The sequence below is a fragment of the Rhodoferax sp. GW822-FHT02D07 genome (genome assembly GCF_058802405.1).
On sequence record NZ_JBXAOD010000005.1, the window covers coordinates 227,516 to 242,445 of the forward strand.

General features: G+C 64.5%; 15 protein-coding genes and 1 pseudogene. 6 read left to right on the forward strand and 10 right to left on the reverse strand.

Annotation, left to right across the window (positions count from 1 at the left end; genetic code table 11):
- Positions 1-7: 7 nt before the first annotated feature.
- Genes AC1RNN_RS13650 through AC1RNN_RS13670 form a run of 5 tightly spaced genes read left to right on the forward strand, consistent with a single transcriptional unit; the run spans position 8 to position 5,026 of the window.
- Entirely contained in the window at positions 8-1,333 is a 1,326-nt protein-coding gene (locus AC1RNN_RS13650) for a sulfatase family protein (RefSeq protein WP_493089574.1), read from the forward strand.
- 11 nt (positions 1,334-1,344) lie between these two features.
- On the forward strand, positions 1,345-2,385 hold the full coding sequence (locus tag AC1RNN_RS13655) for a methionine ABC transporter ATP-binding protein (RefSeq protein ID WP_493089573.1): 1,041 nt from the start codon (positions 1,345-1,347) through the stop codon (positions 2,383-2,385).
- Positions 2,378-3,043, forward strand: a complete 666-nt coding sequence (locus AC1RNN_RS13660) for a methionine ABC transporter permease (protein ID WP_493089572.1) — start codon at positions 2,378-2,380, stop codon at positions 3,041-3,043. Before AC1RNN_RS13655 ends, AC1RNN_RS13660 begins: the two co-directional genes overlap by 8 nt.
- A gap of 37 nt (positions 3,044-3,080) precedes the next feature.
- Positions 3,081-3,875, forward strand: a complete 795-nt coding sequence (locus AC1RNN_RS13665) for a MetQ/NlpA family ABC transporter substrate-binding protein (RefSeq protein ID WP_493089571.1) — start codon at positions 3,081-3,083, stop codon at positions 3,873-3,875.
- A 2-nt stretch (positions 3,876-3,877) separates the two neighbouring features.
- Positions 3,878-5,026: a sigma-54 interaction domain-containing protein gene (locus tag AC1RNN_RS13670; RefSeq protein WP_493089570.1), complete on the forward strand. Its 1,149-nt coding sequence runs from the start codon at positions 3,878-3,880 to the stop codon at positions 5,024-5,026.
- Here AC1RNN_RS13670 and AC1RNN_RS13675 read toward each other — a convergent pair.
- The 6 genes and pseudogenes from AC1RNN_RS13675 to AC1RNN_RS13700 all read right to left on the reverse strand — a co-directional run.
- Positions 4,982-5,164 (reverse strand): annotated as a pseudogene (locus AC1RNN_RS13675) (gamma-butyrobetaine hydroxylase-like domain-containing protein); the annotation flags it as partial. The gene AC1RNN_RS13670 and the pseudogene AC1RNN_RS13675 overlap by 45 nt on opposite strands.
- Positions 5,165-5,172: 8 nt before the next feature.
- Positions 5,173-6,138 (reverse strand): HEAT repeat domain-containing protein, encoded by a 966-nt coding sequence (locus AC1RNN_RS13680; protein WP_493089569.1) that lies wholly within the window; start codon positions 6,136-6,138, stop codon positions 5,173-5,175.
- A gap of 3 nt (positions 6,139-6,141) precedes the next feature.
- Positions 6,142-6,384 carry a 4Fe-4S dicluster domain-containing protein gene (locus tag AC1RNN_RS13685; protein ID WP_493089568.1) on the reverse strand — a complete coding sequence of 81 codons (243 nt, stop codon included), beginning with the start codon at positions 6,382-6,384 and terminating at the stop codon, positions 6,142-6,144.
- A gap of 11 nt (positions 6,385-6,395) precedes the next feature.
- On the reverse strand, positions 6,396-8,141 hold the full coding sequence (locus AC1RNN_RS13690; RefSeq protein WP_493089567.1) for a fumarate reductase/succinate dehydrogenase flavoprotein subunit: 1,746 nt from the start codon (positions 8,139-8,141) through the stop codon (positions 6,396-6,398).
- A complete protein-coding gene (locus AC1RNN_RS13695; protein WP_493089566.1) occupies positions 8,128-8,907 on the reverse strand; it encodes a GntR family transcriptional regulator in 780 nt (259 codons plus the stop codon). The genes AC1RNN_RS13690 and AC1RNN_RS13695 overlap by 14 nt, the downstream gene beginning before the upstream one ends.
- A 210-nt stretch (positions 8,908-9,117) precedes the next feature.
- Positions 9,118-10,005: a DMT family transporter gene (locus AC1RNN_RS13700; RefSeq protein ID WP_493089565.1), complete on the reverse strand. Its 888-nt coding sequence runs from the start codon at positions 10,003-10,005 to the stop codon at positions 9,118-9,120.
- Positions 10,006-10,143: 138 nt separating this feature from the next.
- Between AC1RNN_RS13700 and AC1RNN_RS13705 the strand changes: the two genes are divergently transcribed.
- Complete coding sequence (locus AC1RNN_RS13705) at positions 10,144-10,728, forward strand: outer membrane beta-barrel protein (RefSeq protein WP_493089564.1); 585 nt, start codon at positions 10,144-10,146, stop codon at positions 10,726-10,728.
- A gap of 53 nt (positions 10,729-10,781) precedes the next feature.
- On the opposite strand, the gene AC1RNN_RS13710 is transcribed toward AC1RNN_RS13705, so the two are convergent.
- From AC1RNN_RS13710 to AC1RNN_RS13725, 4 genes are read right to left on the reverse strand one after another with little or no spacing between them, the layout of a single operon-like run.
- Complete coding sequence (locus AC1RNN_RS13710) at positions 10,782-12,134, reverse strand: LLM class flavin-dependent oxidoreductase (protein WP_493089563.1); 1,353 nt, start codon at positions 12,132-12,134, stop codon at positions 10,782-10,784.
- A gap of 35 nt (positions 12,135-12,169) precedes the next feature.
- Entirely contained in the window at positions 12,170-13,009 is an 840-nt protein-coding gene (locus AC1RNN_RS13715) for an ABC transporter permease (protein ID WP_493089562.1), read from the reverse strand.
- Positions 13,002-13,856 carry an ABC transporter ATP-binding protein gene (locus AC1RNN_RS13720; RefSeq protein ID WP_493089561.1) on the reverse strand — a complete coding sequence of 285 codons (855 nt, stop codon included), beginning with the start codon at positions 13,854-13,856 and terminating at the stop codon, positions 13,002-13,004. Before AC1RNN_RS13720 ends, AC1RNN_RS13715 begins: the two co-directional genes overlap by 8 nt.
- On the reverse strand, positions 13,853-14,866 hold the full coding sequence (locus AC1RNN_RS13725) for an ABC transporter substrate-binding protein (RefSeq protein WP_493089560.1): 1,014 nt from the start codon (positions 14,864-14,866) through the stop codon (positions 13,853-13,855). Before AC1RNN_RS13725 ends, AC1RNN_RS13720 begins: the two co-directional genes overlap by 4 nt.
- Between the last annotated feature and the right edge of the window lie 64 nt (positions 14,867-14,930).

Consider the following 14,930-nt stretch of genomic DNA (forward strand, 5'->3'; position numbering starts at 1 on the left):
AATTTCCATGAGCCGCCAACCCAACATCATTTTCATTCTGGCCGACGACCTGGGCTGGGCCGATCTGGGCGTTTACGGTGCCACCGACCACGTCACGCCCCACCTGGACCGTCTGGCAGGACAAGGCGTGCGTTTCACGCAAGCCTATGCCAACTCGGCAGTCTGCTCCGCAACCCGGATTGCGCTGATCACGGGCCGCTACCAATACCGGCTACGAGCCGGGCTGGAGGAGCCCATCATCCTGCGCGACACCGGCTTGGGGCTGCCACCGGAACATCCCACGCTACCCTCCTTGCTCAAGGCCGGGGGCTATGACACGGCCCTGATCGGCAAATGGCACCTAGGCTTGCCACCCCACTACGGTCCGCGTCTGAGCGGCTACACGCATTTTTTTGGTAACCACCACGGCGCCATTGACTACTTCACCCACAAACCGGGGGTGGGGGAAGACGTGAAACCGGACCTCTGGGAAGGTGATGTACCTGTGGAGCGCACTGGCTACTACACCCAGATCCTTGCGGACGAGGCCAGCGCCTATCTGCGCCAGCCCGCACGCGCCGACAAGCCCTTCTTCCTCTCGCTGCACTTCACCGCGCCGCACTGGCCCTGGGAAGGCCCCAATGACGAGGCCGTGTCGCGCGAGATCAAGGATTTGTTCCACTACGACGGCGGCAACCTGCGCAAGTACGGTGAGATCGTCGAAGCACTGGACGCCGCCGTAGGTCAGGTACTGGCAGCTCTGGATGAAAGCGGACAGGCCGACAACACCATCATCATCTTTACCAGCGACAACGGTGGCGAACGCTTTTCCAAGACCTGGCCATTCACCGGGCAGAAAACCGAATTGCTCGAAGGTGGACTGCGTGTCCCCACCCTCTTGCGCTGGCCCGCACGCATCCAGCCCCAGGTTCAGGAGCAGGTCACCATCAGCTTTGATTGGCTTCCGACGCTGCTGGCCGCTGCAGGCCTCGCGCCAGACCCGGCCTATCCAGTGGACGGGGAGAACATTCTGCCTGTGCTGGAGGGCCAATCCCCGCAGCACCCCCGCACCCTGTACTGGCGCTACAAGTCGCAGACCCAGCGCGCCGTGCGGGATGGAGACTGGAAGTACCTCAAGGTCAACGACAACGAATTCCTGTTTGACGTCGCCACCGACCAACGTGAGCGTGCCAACCTGCGCGATCGCTACCCGGAGGTGTTTGAGCGCTTGCGTCAGCAATGGAACAGCTGGGACAGCACGCTGCTGCCCATCACCGATGACGTACGCACCCACGGCATCACACCCGACATACAGGCCGACCGCTATGTGCCTCACAAACTGCAGCGCGGCTGAAACAGACCCCCATGATCGAACTTGAAAACATCCATCAGCGCTATGCCGGCCCGCAAGGCCCGGTGGAGGCGCTGCGCGGCATCGACCTGAACGTCGCGCGTGGCCAGATTTTCGGGGTCATTGGCCGCAGTGGTGCGGGCAAGAGCTCCCTGGTGCGCACCATCAACTTGCTCAACCGGCCCGTAGCGGGCACAGTGCGGGTGGACGGGCGTGAACTCACCGCGCTGGACCCCGTGGCACTGCGCGCCGCGCGCCGTGACATCGGCATGGTGTTCCAGCATTTCAACCTTTTGTCTTCGCGCACCGTCTTCGACAATGTGGCACTGCCGCTGGAGCTCGAAGGCCTGCGCCGCGCCGAAATCGTGGCGCGGGTGGAGCCCCTGCTGGAGCTGGTGGGGCTGCACGGACTGCGCGACCGCTACCCCGCGCAGATCAGCGGCGGGCAAAAGCAGCGCGTGGGCATTGCGCGCGCCCTGGCCAGCCGGCCCAAGGTGCTGCTGTCCGACGAAGCCACCTCCGCGCTGGACCCCGAGACCACCCGATCCATCCTCGCGCTGCTGCGCGAAGTGCAGCGCGAGCTGGGCCTGACGGTGGTGCTCATCACGCACCAGATGCAGGTCATCAAGCAGATTGCCAACCAGGTCGCCGTCATTGACGCAGGCCGCATTGTGGAACTGGGCGACACGCTGGAGGTGTTCAGCCGTCCACAGCACGCCACCACCCGCAGCCTGCTGGACGATGTGGTGCCGCAAGAGCTGCCCGCTGTGGTTCTGGAGCGCGTGCGCACCCTGCTCGGAGCCGCCCCCGCCAGCCAGGCCACCCTGCTGCGCCTGGTTTTTGCCGGTGAAGATTCCAACCAGCCCCTGCTCTCAGACGTGGTACGCCGCTTCGGTGTGGACCTGAACCTGCTGCACGGGCAGATCGACGACGTGGGCGGTCGTCCCTTCGGCACGCTAGCCGTGCTGGCGCGTGGCGCGCAAGAGCAATTGACCAACACCGTGGCGCACCTGCGCAACGCGGGTGTGCTGGTGCAGGAGGTGTCCCATGCTTGAAACATTCACCAGTGCACTGCTGGAGAAGTTTGTCCAATCCTTCTGGGAGACGCTCACCATGGTGGGCATCTCGGGCACGCTGGGTGCCGCCATCGGCATCCCGCTGGGCGTCTACCTGCGCCTCACCGACATCGGTGGCGTACTGCAGAGCCCTGCGGCCAACCGCATCGTGGGCACGCTGATCAATGCAGTGCGCTCCACGCCCTTCATCATCCTGCTGGTCGCCGTCATCCCGCTCACACGCTTGATCACGGGCTCATCCATCGGCACCGCCGCCGCCGTGGTGCCGCTCACGCTGGCCTCCGGCCCGTTTGTGGCGCGTCTGGTAGAGACCGCGCTGCGCGAAGTGGACAGCGGTCTCGTCGAAGCGGCCCAGGCCATGGGCGCCACCACTTCCCAGATCGTGCGCAAGGTACTGCTGCCCGAGGCACTGCCTGGGATTGTGGCGGCGCTCACCATCAGCTTTGTCAGCCTCACGGGTTACTCGGCCATGGCCGGTGCCATCGGCGGCGGCGGCTTGGGCGACCTGGGCATCCGCTACGGCTACCAACGCTTCCTGCCGGAAGTCATGGCAGCGGTGGTGTTGGTGCTGGTGCTGTTTGTCCAGTCCGTACAGAGCGCGGGCGATTGGCTGGTGCGCCGCCTCAGTCACCGTTGATTTTCTTTCCCCCTTTTTGTTGTCACAAGGAGTTCCCATGAACAAACGTTTCGCATTGCAATCCGTCGCCGCTTTGGTGCTGTCCGCCGCCCTGGCGCCCGCGATGGCCCAGGACAAGCCCCTCAAAATCGGCGTTACCGCCGGCCCGCACGCCCAGATCTTTGAGCAGGTGAAGAAGGTCGCCGAGAAAGATGGCCTGAAGATCCAAATCGTCGAGTTCAGCGACTACATCCAGCCCAATGCCGCCCTGGCTGCCGGCGACCTGGACGCCAACAGCTACCAGAACAAGCCCTTCCTGGACCAGCAAATCAAGGACCGTGGCTACAAGCTGGTGAACATCGGCTACACCGTCAACTTCCCCATCGGCCTGTACTCCAAGAAGGTCAAGAAACTCGAAGACCTGAAGGAAGGCGCCAAGTTCGGCATCCCCAACGACCCCACCAATGGCGGGCGCGTGCTGCTGGTGCTACAGGACAAGGGCCTGATCAAGCTCAAGCCCGATGTGGGCCTCAAAGCCACGCCGCTGGACGTGGTGGAGAACCCCAAGAAGCTGAAGTTTGTGGAACTGGACGCTTCGCAACTGGCCCGTTCGCTGGACGACCTGGATGCCGCCTCCATCAACACCAACTTTGCCCTGCAAGCGGGTCTGCAACCCGGCAAGGACTCCATTGCGCAGGAGAACGCCAAGAGCCCCTATGTGAACCTGCTGGCCGTGCGTGAGCAGGACAAGGACAAGCCCTGGGTTGCCACCCTGGTCAAGGCCTACCACTCGGACGAAGTGCGCAAGTTCGTGCTGGCCGAGTTCAAGGGCGCGGTCATTCCCTCGTTCTAAGCGTGTCGCCGCTGCTGACCCTGCCCCAAGCGCACGCACTGTCGGTGCGCGCCAAGGCCCTGGTGTTTGAGGACCCGGGGTCAGTAGCCCTGCTACAGCGGGTGGACCAGATCGCACCGAGCGATGCCACGGTGCTGATCACGGGGGAGACTGGCACCGGCAAGGAACTGCTGGCCCGCCGCGTGCACCAGGGCAGCGAACGGCGCGGCCCGTTCGTTGCCATCAACTGTGGCGCCTTCAGCGAAAGCATGATCGACGCCGAGCTGTTTGGGCATGAGAGCGGGGCCTTTACCGGCGCGCACCAGGCACGCGCAGGCTGGTTTGAAGCTGCCAACCACGGCACACTGTTTCTGGACGAGGTGGGCGACCTGCCACTGCACCTGCAGGTCAAGCTGCTGCGCGTGCTGCAGGAACGTCAGGTGGTACGCCTGGGCTCGCGCACGCCGGTAGCGCTGGATGTGCGGCTGGTGGTGGCCACCAATGTGGACCTGCGCGCAGCTGTGGCCGCCGGTCGGTTTCGGGCCGACCTGTACTACCGGCTCAGTGTAGTCACCCTCGCACTGCGGCCGCTGCATCAGCGTCCCGGCGACATCCTTCCGTTGGCGCGGCACTTTCTGCAGCACTACGCACAGCGCCTCGGCATTGCCGGTGCCCGCTTGGGGGCAGACGCCGAACAAGCCCTGCTGGCCTACCCCTGGCCCGGCAATATCCGCGAGCTGGAAAACGCCATTCACTGCGCGCTCATCGTTGCACCGCAGCCCGTGTTGGGTGCATCCGATTTTCAGCACCTGCGGGGGCTGCCAAGCCACGCAAACGCACCAAGCACTGCCACAGCACCACCGGCAGCCACGGATGCACTGCAGGACGCTGTGTTGCAATGCCTGCGCACAGGCCAGCCCGGTGTCTGGGCCCATGTGGAGGCCATCGTCGTGCGCACGGCTTTTGCCCTGGCGCAGGGCAACCAGGTGCATGCGGCGCAACGCATGGGCATTACCCGCAACCAGATGCGCACCCTACTCCAGCGCCACGGCCTTCTGACCCAACGCACGCAGCAGCGCCCAGGGGTAGATGCCCTTGTCGTGCCCGTCGCTGAATCTCAACTGCACGCCGTAGTTCCCCACCGGCTCCACCCCGCACAGCCCCAAGCCTGAGGCTGGCAGCACAGGGCCTTGTCGGCACAGGTTGCAGCGGCACTGCGCGCGCAGCGTAGCGGCGTCCAGCAAGGTGCGACCGTCGTCCCACAGCAGTCCCAAGGCCTGCGTGCTCAGATCCAGGTGCACAGGCACCATCGCCGCACTCACGCTGCTGCTCCCTGGCGCGCAAGCCCCAAACGCGCCAGCTTGCGAACTTCGGGGTCGGGGTCATGCAAGGCGGCTTCCAACAGGGCCACGGCAGTACCACCGCCAATGCTGCCCAGTGCGATCACCGCTTCCTTTCGCAGGTTGCTGACCTCATGCGCCATCAACCTTCCCAGGGCCGGCACTGCGGATGCCTGTTGCAACTGCCCCAATGCCCGTGCAGCGCGCAGGCGCACTTGCCAAAAGGGGTCTTCCAGCGCAAGCACCAGGGCTTCCACCGCTTCCACGCGCAGCTTGCCCAGGGTGGTGGCGGCCTCTTCCCGCACTTGCCAGGCCGTGTCGCGTAAGGCATCCAGCAGGGCCGGCGCCACCAGGTACATTTCTGTCGCTGTGCCAAAGCCCAGCGCACCCACTGCCGCGCGGCGTACCTCCGCATCTGCATCGCCCCGCACCAGCGCTGCCAACTGTGGCAAGGCCGCTGCGTGCTTGCGCCAACCCAACACGCCCACCGCCTCACGCCGGACCGACGCATCAGCATGGCCCAACGCGTCCAGGGCCGCCGGCATTGCCTCGGGCAAGCGCAGCTCGCGCAAAGCCCGCAAGGCAGCGGCGCAGACGAAAGCATCGGCGTGGGTCGCCCACGACAACAGCACCAGACCCGATTGCGGGTCCTTGATTTCACTCAGCGACTGGGCCGCGGCCAGACGCGTGGCAGCATCACTGTCCTGCAGGGCCTGCGCCAGCGCGGCCACCACCGCTTCAGTATCCCAGCCAGCCAGGCGCTGTGCGGCTTCCAGGCGCACGGTGGCATCCGCATCCTGCAAAGCGCGGATCAGGGCAGGCAACCAAGCCTCTTCTTCATGGTCGGCCAGCTCGATGACGGCCACGCGGCGTATGCCTGCATCGTCACTCTGCAGGCGCTGAGCCAGAGGAGCAGGGAGTTCGGTATCCAAGTGATAGGTCATGGTTCAACGCAACAGGTAGGGAATCTCGACTGTGACCGCGCCGGTGGGACAGTCCTTCTCGCAGGGCATGCAGTACCAGCATTCGTCGAACTTCATGTAGGCCGTGCCTTTGCTGAGGTCGATGGCCAGCACGTCCAGCGGGCACACGTCCACGCACACGGTGCAGCCCTTGTCGGCAATGCATTTGTCGGCATCCACACGCACGGGCACAGCGTGGGGGGTAAAGGCCAGAGGGGCGTAACTCATGGGGATTTCCTTCAAGCGGCCAGGGGCTCGGGTTGGGCTGCTGGGGTACCAACACGCAGGCGTTGGTAAGCGTCTTTCTCGGCAGCGTGGATGGGGATGATGTAAGGATCGATGGGCCGCTTGAAGCTACGCATATGGCCGGCCGCATCCTTCTGCAGCTGGGCGTGCACAAACCAGTCGGCATCGTTGCGCTCGGGGTAATCCACACGGGCGTGGTACAGGCCCCAACGGCTCTCCGTTCGGTAGAGCGAGGCACGCGCCGCCATCTCGGCACAGTCGCGGATGAAGTGCACCTCCATGGCGCGCATGAGTTCGTGCGGATCACGTGCCTTTAGCTGGTCCAGATCGTGGTGAATGCCTTCGAACCGCTCCAGGCCGATTTCCATCTTGCGGGTGACCTTGGGCGGTTGCAGGTAGTCGTTGACCATGCGGCGCAGCTTGTACTCCACCTGGTTGGGTGGAAGGCCTTCGGTGCGCTGCAATGGCGCCCATACGCGGGTGCGCTCCGCTTCCACTTGGGCGGCATCCACGGCGGGCAGTTCGCGGCCTTCGCAGAAGTGGGCGGCGCTCTCGCCACTCAGGCGGCCATAGACAAAGGCACCCAGCATGTAGTTGTGCGGCACGCAGGCCAGGTCACCGGCGGCATGCAGGCCGGGCACGGTGGTCTGTGCGCGTTCGTTGACCCAGACACCCGAGGCCGAGTGGCCGCTGCACAGGCCGATTTCGGAGATGTGCATCTCCACCATCTTCTCGCGGTAGTTGGTGCCGCGCCCTTCGTGAAAGCGGCCGCGGCTGGGGCGCTCGTTGCTGTGCAGAATGGTCTCGATGGTCGAGATGGTTTCTTCTGCCAGGTGGTCCAGCTTCAGGAACACGGGGCCCTTGCCACCCTGCAGCTCCTGGTAGAACTCCCACATCATCTGGCCGCTCCAGTAGTCGCACTCGATGAAGCGTTCCCCCTTGCTATTGGCCGTGTAGCCGCCAAACGGGCCGGTGACATAGGTACAGGCCGGGCCGTTGTAGTCCTTGATGAGCGGGTTGATCTGGAAGCACTCGATGCCCGAAAGCTCGGCACCTGCGTGGTAGGCCAGGCTGTAGCCGTCGCCTGCATTAGTGGGGTTCTCGTAAGTGCCAAACAGGTAGCCCGAGGCTGGCAGACCCAGGCGCCCTGCCGCTCCGGTGCTCAACACCACGCTCTTGGCGCGGATCACATGGAAGTCCCCCGTGCGGCAATCAAACGCCATGGCGCCGGCCACACTGCCGTCGTCGGCCGTGAGCAGTCGCGTGACGACCAGCCGGTTCTCGATCTCCACACGCGTGCGCTTGAGCTGCTTGTAGAGCACCTTCTTGATGTCGTGCCCCTCGGGCATGGGCAACACATAGCTGCCCATGTGGTGCACCTTCTTCACGGCATAGTCGCCGGTCTCGTCACGCTCGAACTTCACGCCCCAGCGGTCGAGCTCCTCAATCATGGAGAAGCTGTTCTGCGCATAGGCCAGCACCGCCTTCTGGTTCACGATGCCGTCGTTGGCGATCGTGATTTCGCGCACGTACTGCTCGGGCGTGGCGTGGCCGGGGATGACGGCGTTGTTCAGCCCATCCATGCCCATGGAGATGGCGCCGCTGCGCTTCACATTCGCTTTCTCCAGCAGTAGTACGTTGAGTTTGGGGTTGGCCTGCTTGGCCTTGACAGCGGCCATGGGGCCGGCAGTGCCGCCACCGATGACCAGCACATCCACGGTGCGTTCAATGGTTTGCATAGGGTTCCTGGGAAGAGTTGGAAGAAACCGCATGGCGCAGCACGCGCAGGCGGTATTGAAAGTTGTCACTGCGGCAGTACAGGTGTTCGTAATCCAGCGGTGTGCCGTCCTGCCCGTGGGTGAGGCGCTCGACCCGCAGCAGCGGTGAGCCTGCAGACACGGCCAGCTGCGCCGCCACATCAGGTTCGGCAGCCACGGCCTCGATGGCCATGTCTGCATGGCCCAGGGGCAGGCCATAGTCCTGCTCCAGGATCAGGAAGATGTCGCGGCCCGCCAGGTCCTCGCGGGCCAGACGCTCACCGATCGACAGCGGCACCCAGGTGTGGTCCAGCGAGACGGCCTGGCGGTCCAGGTAGCGCACCCGGCGAATCTCTGTCACCAGCGTTCCGTCGGGCAGTCGCAGGTGCGTCGCCACCTGCGCGTTGGCAGGCACCGTGTGCAACGACAGCACACGGTTGTAGGCTGCGTGGCCCTGCGCGCCCATGGCCTCGGCAAAGCCCTGCAGGCGCCCCAGCGCCTGAAAGGGCTTGGGCTGGGTGACGAAGGAGCCCCTGCCCGCCTGCCGGACGATGAGCTGCTCTTTCTCCAGCGCACCCAAAGCGTGGCGCACGGTGATACGGCTCACGCCGTACTGCTGCATCAGGGCAATCTCGGTAGGCAGCTGTTGTTGGGGCCGGTACTCGCCAGCCAGGATGCGCTCACGCAGCTCATGCTGGATGCGCTGGTGCAGGGTGGTGTGGCGGGAGGGCTGTGCAGATGCTGGCAAGGCCGTGCTCAATTGTTATGACAATTAGCACTTTGCAAACGACATGCCATGCACGATCACTCACCGTGGTCGCGCTAAGCCTTTGATTCCATTGGAATTTAATGCAACCCCATCAAATGCAGACCAGGGCCACTGCTGGATAAACAACAGTTAATTTGCTGCTATTTCAGCAGTACTGCCGACTTTGCAGCAGCGCACGTATGGCAAGCTTTACTTGCGCGCGAGCCATACCCCCAGCACCGTCAGCACCATGCCCAGCAAGGCCAGGCCCGTCAGAGTCTCGCCAAACAGGGCCCAGGCAATCAGGGCGGTGGCGGGCGGCACCAGGTAGAACAGGCTGGCCACATTGACCGCGCTGCCGCTGCGGATCAGCACATTGAGCAGGCTCACCGCGCCCAGCGAGAGCACCAGCACCAGCCAGGCCAGGGCGAATGCAAAGCTGGGCGTCCAGTGCACCTGCAAGGTCTCTGTTGCGGCGGCGGCCACCAGGGTCAGTGCCAGCGTGGGCAAGAACTGCACCACCGAGCCGGTGCGCAGGTCAAAGGCCGGGCAGTAGCGCTTCTGGTACAGCGTGCCGGCGGTAATGGCCAGCAGCGCCAGCAAGGCCGGCAGCAGGGTGGTGGAGAGGTCCGCGACGCTATGCCCCGCCCCCACCTTGTGCGCCACCACCAGCGCCACCCCCACAAAGCCCAGCCCCAGTCCGGCCCATTGCGTGGGCCGCACGCGTTCGCCCAACAGCAGGTTGGCGCCCAGCGCAGTCAGCACCGGCTGCAGACCCACCACAATGGCGGTGACACCGGCCGGCAGGCCGTGGCTGATGGCAATGAACACGCCACCCAGGTACACCCCATGCACCAGCACGCCAGACACCCCGATGTGCAGCCATTCACGCGCAGTGCGCGGCCAGGGCGCGCGCGCAAACCAGGCCAGCGCCCCCATGAGCACCAGCACGATGGCGTAGCGCAGGCTCAGGAAGGTGAGCGGCCCTGCATCGGGCAGGCCGAACTTGGCACCAATGAAACCCGTACTCCACAGTGCAACAAAAAGCAGGGGATACAAGGCGGCGAAACGCGAGGCGGGCAGGGTGGAAGAAGACATTCCCCGATCTTAGGGGGCTGCAGACGATACATTCGCTTGCAAACGCTATCCAGACCTTTACCGTAGTTTTCACAAGGGCCAAGCCTGGTTTACACCAGGCCGCGAGCATGGAGCTTCCTTAACTGTTGGAAGATCCGCATGAAAAAACTACTCCTGACCACCGCTGTTCTGGGTTCCCTGGCCACCGCATCTGCCTTCGCCGCAGAGCCTGCGTCCCTCTCGGGCTTCAGCATCGGCACCAGCGCCGAGTTCGCCAAGGGCAGCACCAGCGCCACCGATGGCACCTCCGACAGCGGCCAAAGCAGTGCCCTGGGCCTGCAGGCCCGCTACGACTGGGCGCTCGCCCCCAACTTCGCGATCGGGCTTGGCACCTCCTACAGCACCGGCAACCGCCAGGCTGGCACCTATGCGAATGGCAACAGCGCCTATATCAACAACCGCTACTCGATTGATGTCGTGCCGACGGTGGGTCTGTCCAACAACTTCCAGCTCTACGGCAAGGTCTCGTCCATCTACGGGACCGCCGCCTCCAATGACGGCAGTAGCAGCTCCAACGTGCAAGGCGTGGGTTACGGCCTGGGCGTGCGCCAGATGGTGGACAAGAACGTCTACTGGCAGGTCGGTTACGACATCAATCAGTTCAACGACGTGACCTACAACACCGGCACCACCGCCAACCTGAAGGAGAACGTGTTCTCCATCGGCGTGGGCTACAAGTTCTAAGCGCGCGCAGGATACAAAAAAGCGACCCAAGGGTCGCTTTTTTATGCCACCTCTTACGCAGCTTTTTGTTTTCGTGCCGTGAACTGGTTCACGGGTCGCTCCAGGCCCAGGTTCTCGCGCAGTGTGGTGCCTTCGTACTCCGTGCGGAACAGGCCGCGGCGTTGCAGCTCGGGGATCACCAGGTCCACAAAGTCGTCCAGCGACTCGGGCAGCACGGGCGGCATGACGTTGAAGCCATCCGCGGCGCCGTTCTCGAACCAGGTCTGGATCTCGTCGGCAATCTTCTGCGGCGTGCCCACCACCACCCAGTGCCCGCGCGCGCCGGCCAGGTACTCATAGAGCTGGCGCACCGTGAGCTTGTCGCGCCGGGCCAGCTCCAGCACCACGTGGGCGCGACTGTTGCGACCCAGCGGCGGCTGGGGGATGTAGGGCGGCGGTGCGTCCAGGTCCCATTTGGTGAGGTCTTCACCGGGCCAGAAAGGTGCAATGGTGCTCAGGCCCACCGAGGGGTGGATGAGCTTTTGCAACTCGGCCCACTTGGCCTCGGCCTCCTCCTGCGTGCGGCCCACCACGGGCGAGATGCCAGGCAGCACCAGCAGCTGTTCGGGGCGGCGGCCGTACTTGGCCAAGCGGCCCTTCACATCCGCATAGAAGGCCTGGGCCTCGGCCAGGCTGGTCCAGGCGGTGAAGATGGCTTCAGCAGTTGCAGCCGCCAGCTCTTTGCCGGGTTCGGACGAACCCGCCTGCACGATGACCGGGTAGCCCTGGGGCGAGCGCTCGATGTTCAGCGGCCCTTTCACCTTGAGGTGCTTGCCCACGTGGTTGAGCGTGTGCAGTTTGGCCGGATCGAAGTAGACGCCGCTGGCCGGATCGCGGCTGAAGGCATCGTCTTCAAAGCTGTCCCACAGGCCCTTCACCACGTCCACAAACTCATGGGAGCGTTCATAGCGCGTCTCGGGGTCGGGGTGCTTGTCCAGGCCAAAATTGCCGTACACGTTTTCAGCGCTGGTGGTCACCACGTTCCAGGCCGCGCGGCCCTTGCTGATGTGGTCCAGCGACGCGAACTTGCGCGCCAGCAGGTAGGGGTCTTCGTAGGTAGTGGAAGCCGTGGCCACAAAGCCAATGTGTTGGGTCGCCGTGGCCAACGCAGCCCACAGGGTGACGGGTTCAAAGTGCGATACCCGCCCCTGGCGGCTGAAAGCCTCGTCATCGCCCTCGAACCAGAGGCCGGGGCTGTCAGCCACGAACACCTGGTCGAACAACCCGCGCTCGGCGGTCTTGGCCACCTCGATGTAGTGGTCGATATTGGTGCCTGAGTCGATCTGCGATCCAGGGTGGCGCCAGGCGGCGACGTGGTGGCCGGTGGCCATAATGAAAGCGCCCAGGCGCAGCTTGCGTTGTGACATGGTGGATCCAGAAGAGAAAGAAAAAGGGGGCGTACTCAGGCGGTCTGGGCGGCTGGCTTCCAGGCGGTCAGGCGCCGCTCAAATAACTCCAGCACGGCGTTGAGAACCACGCCAATAACGGTGATCGCGATGATTCCGAAGTACATGTCGCCGATCAGAAAACTGAACTGCGAATAGATGATGAGATAGCCCAGCCCGGACTTGGCGCCAACCATCTCGGCCGCCACCAACACCAAAATAGCTGTGGCACTGGCCAGGCGTATGCCCACAAAAATGGTGGGCACCGAGGCCGGGAGGATGACCTTGAGGAACAGCTGCCGTGCATTCGCACCCATGGTGCGGGCCGACTTGATGAGCAGCGGGTCTACCTGCTTGACCGCCGAGATGGTGTTGAGCAGCAGCGGCCAGGAGCAGGCATACACCACCATGGCCACCTTGGACACCTCGCCAATGCCCAGCAAGAGCAGGAACACGGGCAGCAGGGCCAGCGGCGCGGTGTTGCGCAACAGCTCGATCAGCGGATTGAGAAATTCCCCCAGGCGGCGGTACCAGCCAATGGCCAAGCCCAGCGGCACGGCATACGCCACCGCAATGGCAAAGCCCCCCAGCGCCCGCGCCACGCTGGCCGAAGTGTGCTGCCACAGCTGCCCGTTCTGGGCCAGCGCCCATCCCGCAGCCAGCACCTCGCTCAACGGCGGAAAGAAAGCCGGGTCGGTCAGGCCCAGACGCGGCGCCGCTTCCCACCACAAAGCAAGGGCCAGCACCAGCGCAGAGCGCCACCCCAGGTTGCCCAGCTGGCGCAACACACGCGTCCAGCGGGCGGGCGGCACCAACACCACAGGGGCGGGACCGGCGGTCAACGAAACATCAGACATGGAAACTCTCCTTGCGGGCAGGTAGGTCGGCAATACGGGCACGGCGCTGCTGGCGGGCGTCCGCCACTTCGTCGTGCAAGAGGGACCAGATTTCGTGGCGCAGCTCGCCAAACAGCGGCAGCGAGCGCACGTCCGGGGTGTCGGCACGCAGCGTGTCGGGGATGTCAACGATCTGCTTGATGCGACCAGGGCGCGAGGTCATCACCGCCACGCGCTGGCCCAGCACCACGGCCTCGTCGATGCCGTGGGTGATGAACACAATGGTCTTGCCGGTGCGGTGCCAGATGTCGACCAGCTCCCCCTGCAGGGTCTCGCGGGTCTGAGCGTCCAGCGCGGCAAAGGGCTCGTCCATCAGCAGCACCTCGGGCTCATAGGCCAAGCTGCGGGCGATGGCCACGCGCTGCTTCATGCCACCCGACATCTCGTGTGGGTAGTGGCGCGCAAAGGCGCTCAAGCCCACCAGATCCAGGTAGGCAGCGGCCTTGGCGCGGCGCTCGCTGCGGCCCAGGCCAGCAATCTCCAGCCCGAAGGCCACGTTGTCCAGCGCCGTGAGCCAGGGGAACAGCGCGTACTGCTGGAACACCACGCCGCGGTCCCGCGCGGGGCCGGTGATGGACTTGCCGTCGATGAGCACACGGCCACTGGTGGGCAGCGTGAGACCGGCCAGCAGGTCGAGCAAGGTGGACTTGCCGCAGCCGCTGGGGCCCACGAGCACCAGGAATTCACCCGCGCGCACTTCCAGGCTCACATCGTCCAGGGCCACAAAGCGCTGCTCGGGGCCACCGTCTTCCGCGCGCACGGTGAACTCCTTGCGCACGTGTTCGAACTGGATCTTGGCGGCGCTCATTTGGCGGCCACTTTCGCGCCAGTGGCGTAGCTGTTGAGGGCGTTGGTGTAGAGGTCGGAGGGCTTGACCTGACCGGCCTTGATGATGTCCTCCTTCACCAGCCAGTCGATCCAGACCTGCAGGTCCTTGTCCAGTACCACACCGCCCACGGAGGGGATCCCGGTGCTCTTCCAGTACTGGATGGCGTCCGCGCTCTCGGCGCGGCCGCGCGCCTTGATGATGGATTCGAAAGTGCTGCGCACCTGGGCCGGCGGCGTGTTGCGCGCCCATTCGATGGAGCGGGCCAGCGCGCTCACCAGATGCTTGGAGGCCTTGGGGTTCTGCTCGATGAACTTGGTGCGCAACACATAGGAGCCGGCGGTGAAGTTGCCGAAGAGGTCGCGATCAGTGAACAAGGGGCGGATGCCGCCGCGCTCCAGCGCCTTGTCGCGCAGGATGCCGCCCAGGGTGGTCACCTCCACCTGGTTCTGGCGCAGCGCCTGTTCTCCGGTCACGGGCGGGGTAATGACGAAGGTGACCTGCTTGGCCTCTTCGTCGGTGATCTTGTTGCGCTCCAGGTACTCGCGCACGATGAAGTCGTGGTGGGCGCCCAGGGTGTTCATGGCCACCTTCTTGCCCAGCAGGTCGCGGGCGGTCTTGATGGGGCTGTCGTTCTTGACGTAGTAGCCACTCCAGGTGTTGTCGTCCACCCCGTAGTAGCCCAGTACCGCCTTGACCGGCGCTTTCTTGACGATGAGCTTGACCAGCGCGCCGTTGAACGCACCGCCGATGTCGATGTCATTGCTCACCACAGCCTGCACATCCTGCGGACCGCTGATGGTGTTGCCCACCCACTTGGCCTTGAGCGGTGCGAGGTAGCCCAGGTGCTCGGCCAGTTCAATCCAGACCACCGTGCCTACGCTGCCCTGGTAGCGGATGTCGGTGACTTCCAGCGCCTCCTGCGCTCGTGCGCCGGCCGTGATGCCCAGCGCCAGCGTGGTGGCGGCCAGGAGCTTGATGAGTTGTTGCATGCGATTCCCTCGTGTGTTGAACAGATGACTCGCAGACTAAAGAGCTGGCGCCTGCACGACAACG

What these genes read in the sequence shown, in the direction of transcription:
- AC1RNN_RS13650 (WP_493089574.1), top strand. Translation starts at nt 8, where the DNA reads ATGAGCCGCCAACCCAACATCATTTTCATTCTGGCCGACGACCTGGGC.
- AC1RNN_RS13655 (WP_493089573.1), top strand. Translation starts at nt 1,345, where the DNA reads ATGATCGAACTTGAAAACATCCATCAGCGCTATGCCGGCCCGCAAGGC.
- AC1RNN_RS13660 (WP_493089572.1), top strand. Translation starts at nt 2,378, where the DNA reads ATGCTTGAAACATTCACCAGTGCACTGCTGGAGAAGTTTGTCCAATCC.
- AC1RNN_RS13665 (WP_493089571.1), top strand. Translation starts at nt 3,081, where the DNA reads ATGAACAAACGTTTCGCATTGCAATCCGTCGCCGCTTTGGTGCTGTCC.
- AC1RNN_RS13680 (WP_493089569.1), bottom strand. Translation starts at nt 6,138, where the DNA reads ATGACCTATCACTTGGATACCGAACTCCCTGCTCCTCTGGCTCAGCGC.
- AC1RNN_RS13685 (WP_493089568.1), bottom strand. Translation starts at nt 6,384, where the DNA reads ATGAGTTACGCCCCTCTGGCCTTTACCCCCCACGCTGTGCCCGTGCGT.
- AC1RNN_RS13690 (WP_493089567.1), bottom strand. Translation starts at nt 8,141, where the DNA reads ATGCAAACCATTGAACGCACCGTGGATGTGCTGGTCATCGGTGGCGGC.
- AC1RNN_RS13700 (WP_493089565.1), bottom strand. Translation starts at nt 10,005, where the DNA reads ATGTCTTCTTCCACCCTGCCCGCCTCGCGTTTCGCCGCCTTGTATCCC.
- AC1RNN_RS13705 (WP_493089564.1), top strand. Translation starts at nt 10,144, where the DNA reads ATGAAAAAACTACTCCTGACCACCGCTGTTCTGGGTTCCCTGGCCACC.
- AC1RNN_RS13710 (WP_493089563.1), bottom strand. Translation starts at nt 12,134, where the DNA reads ATGTCACAACGCAAGCTGCGCCTGGGCGCTTTCATTATGGCCACCGGC.
- AC1RNN_RS13715 (WP_493089562.1), bottom strand. Translation starts at nt 13,009, where the DNA reads ATGTCTGATGTTTCGTTGACCGCCGGTCCCGCCCCTGTGGTGTTGGTG.
- AC1RNN_RS13720 (WP_493089561.1), bottom strand. Translation starts at nt 13,856, where the DNA reads ATGAGCGCCGCCAAGATCCAGTTCGAACACGTGCGCAAGGAGTTCACC.
- AC1RNN_RS13725 (WP_493089560.1), bottom strand. Translation starts at nt 14,866, where the DNA reads ATGCAACAACTCATCAAGCTCCTGGCCGCCACCACGCTGGCGCTGGGC.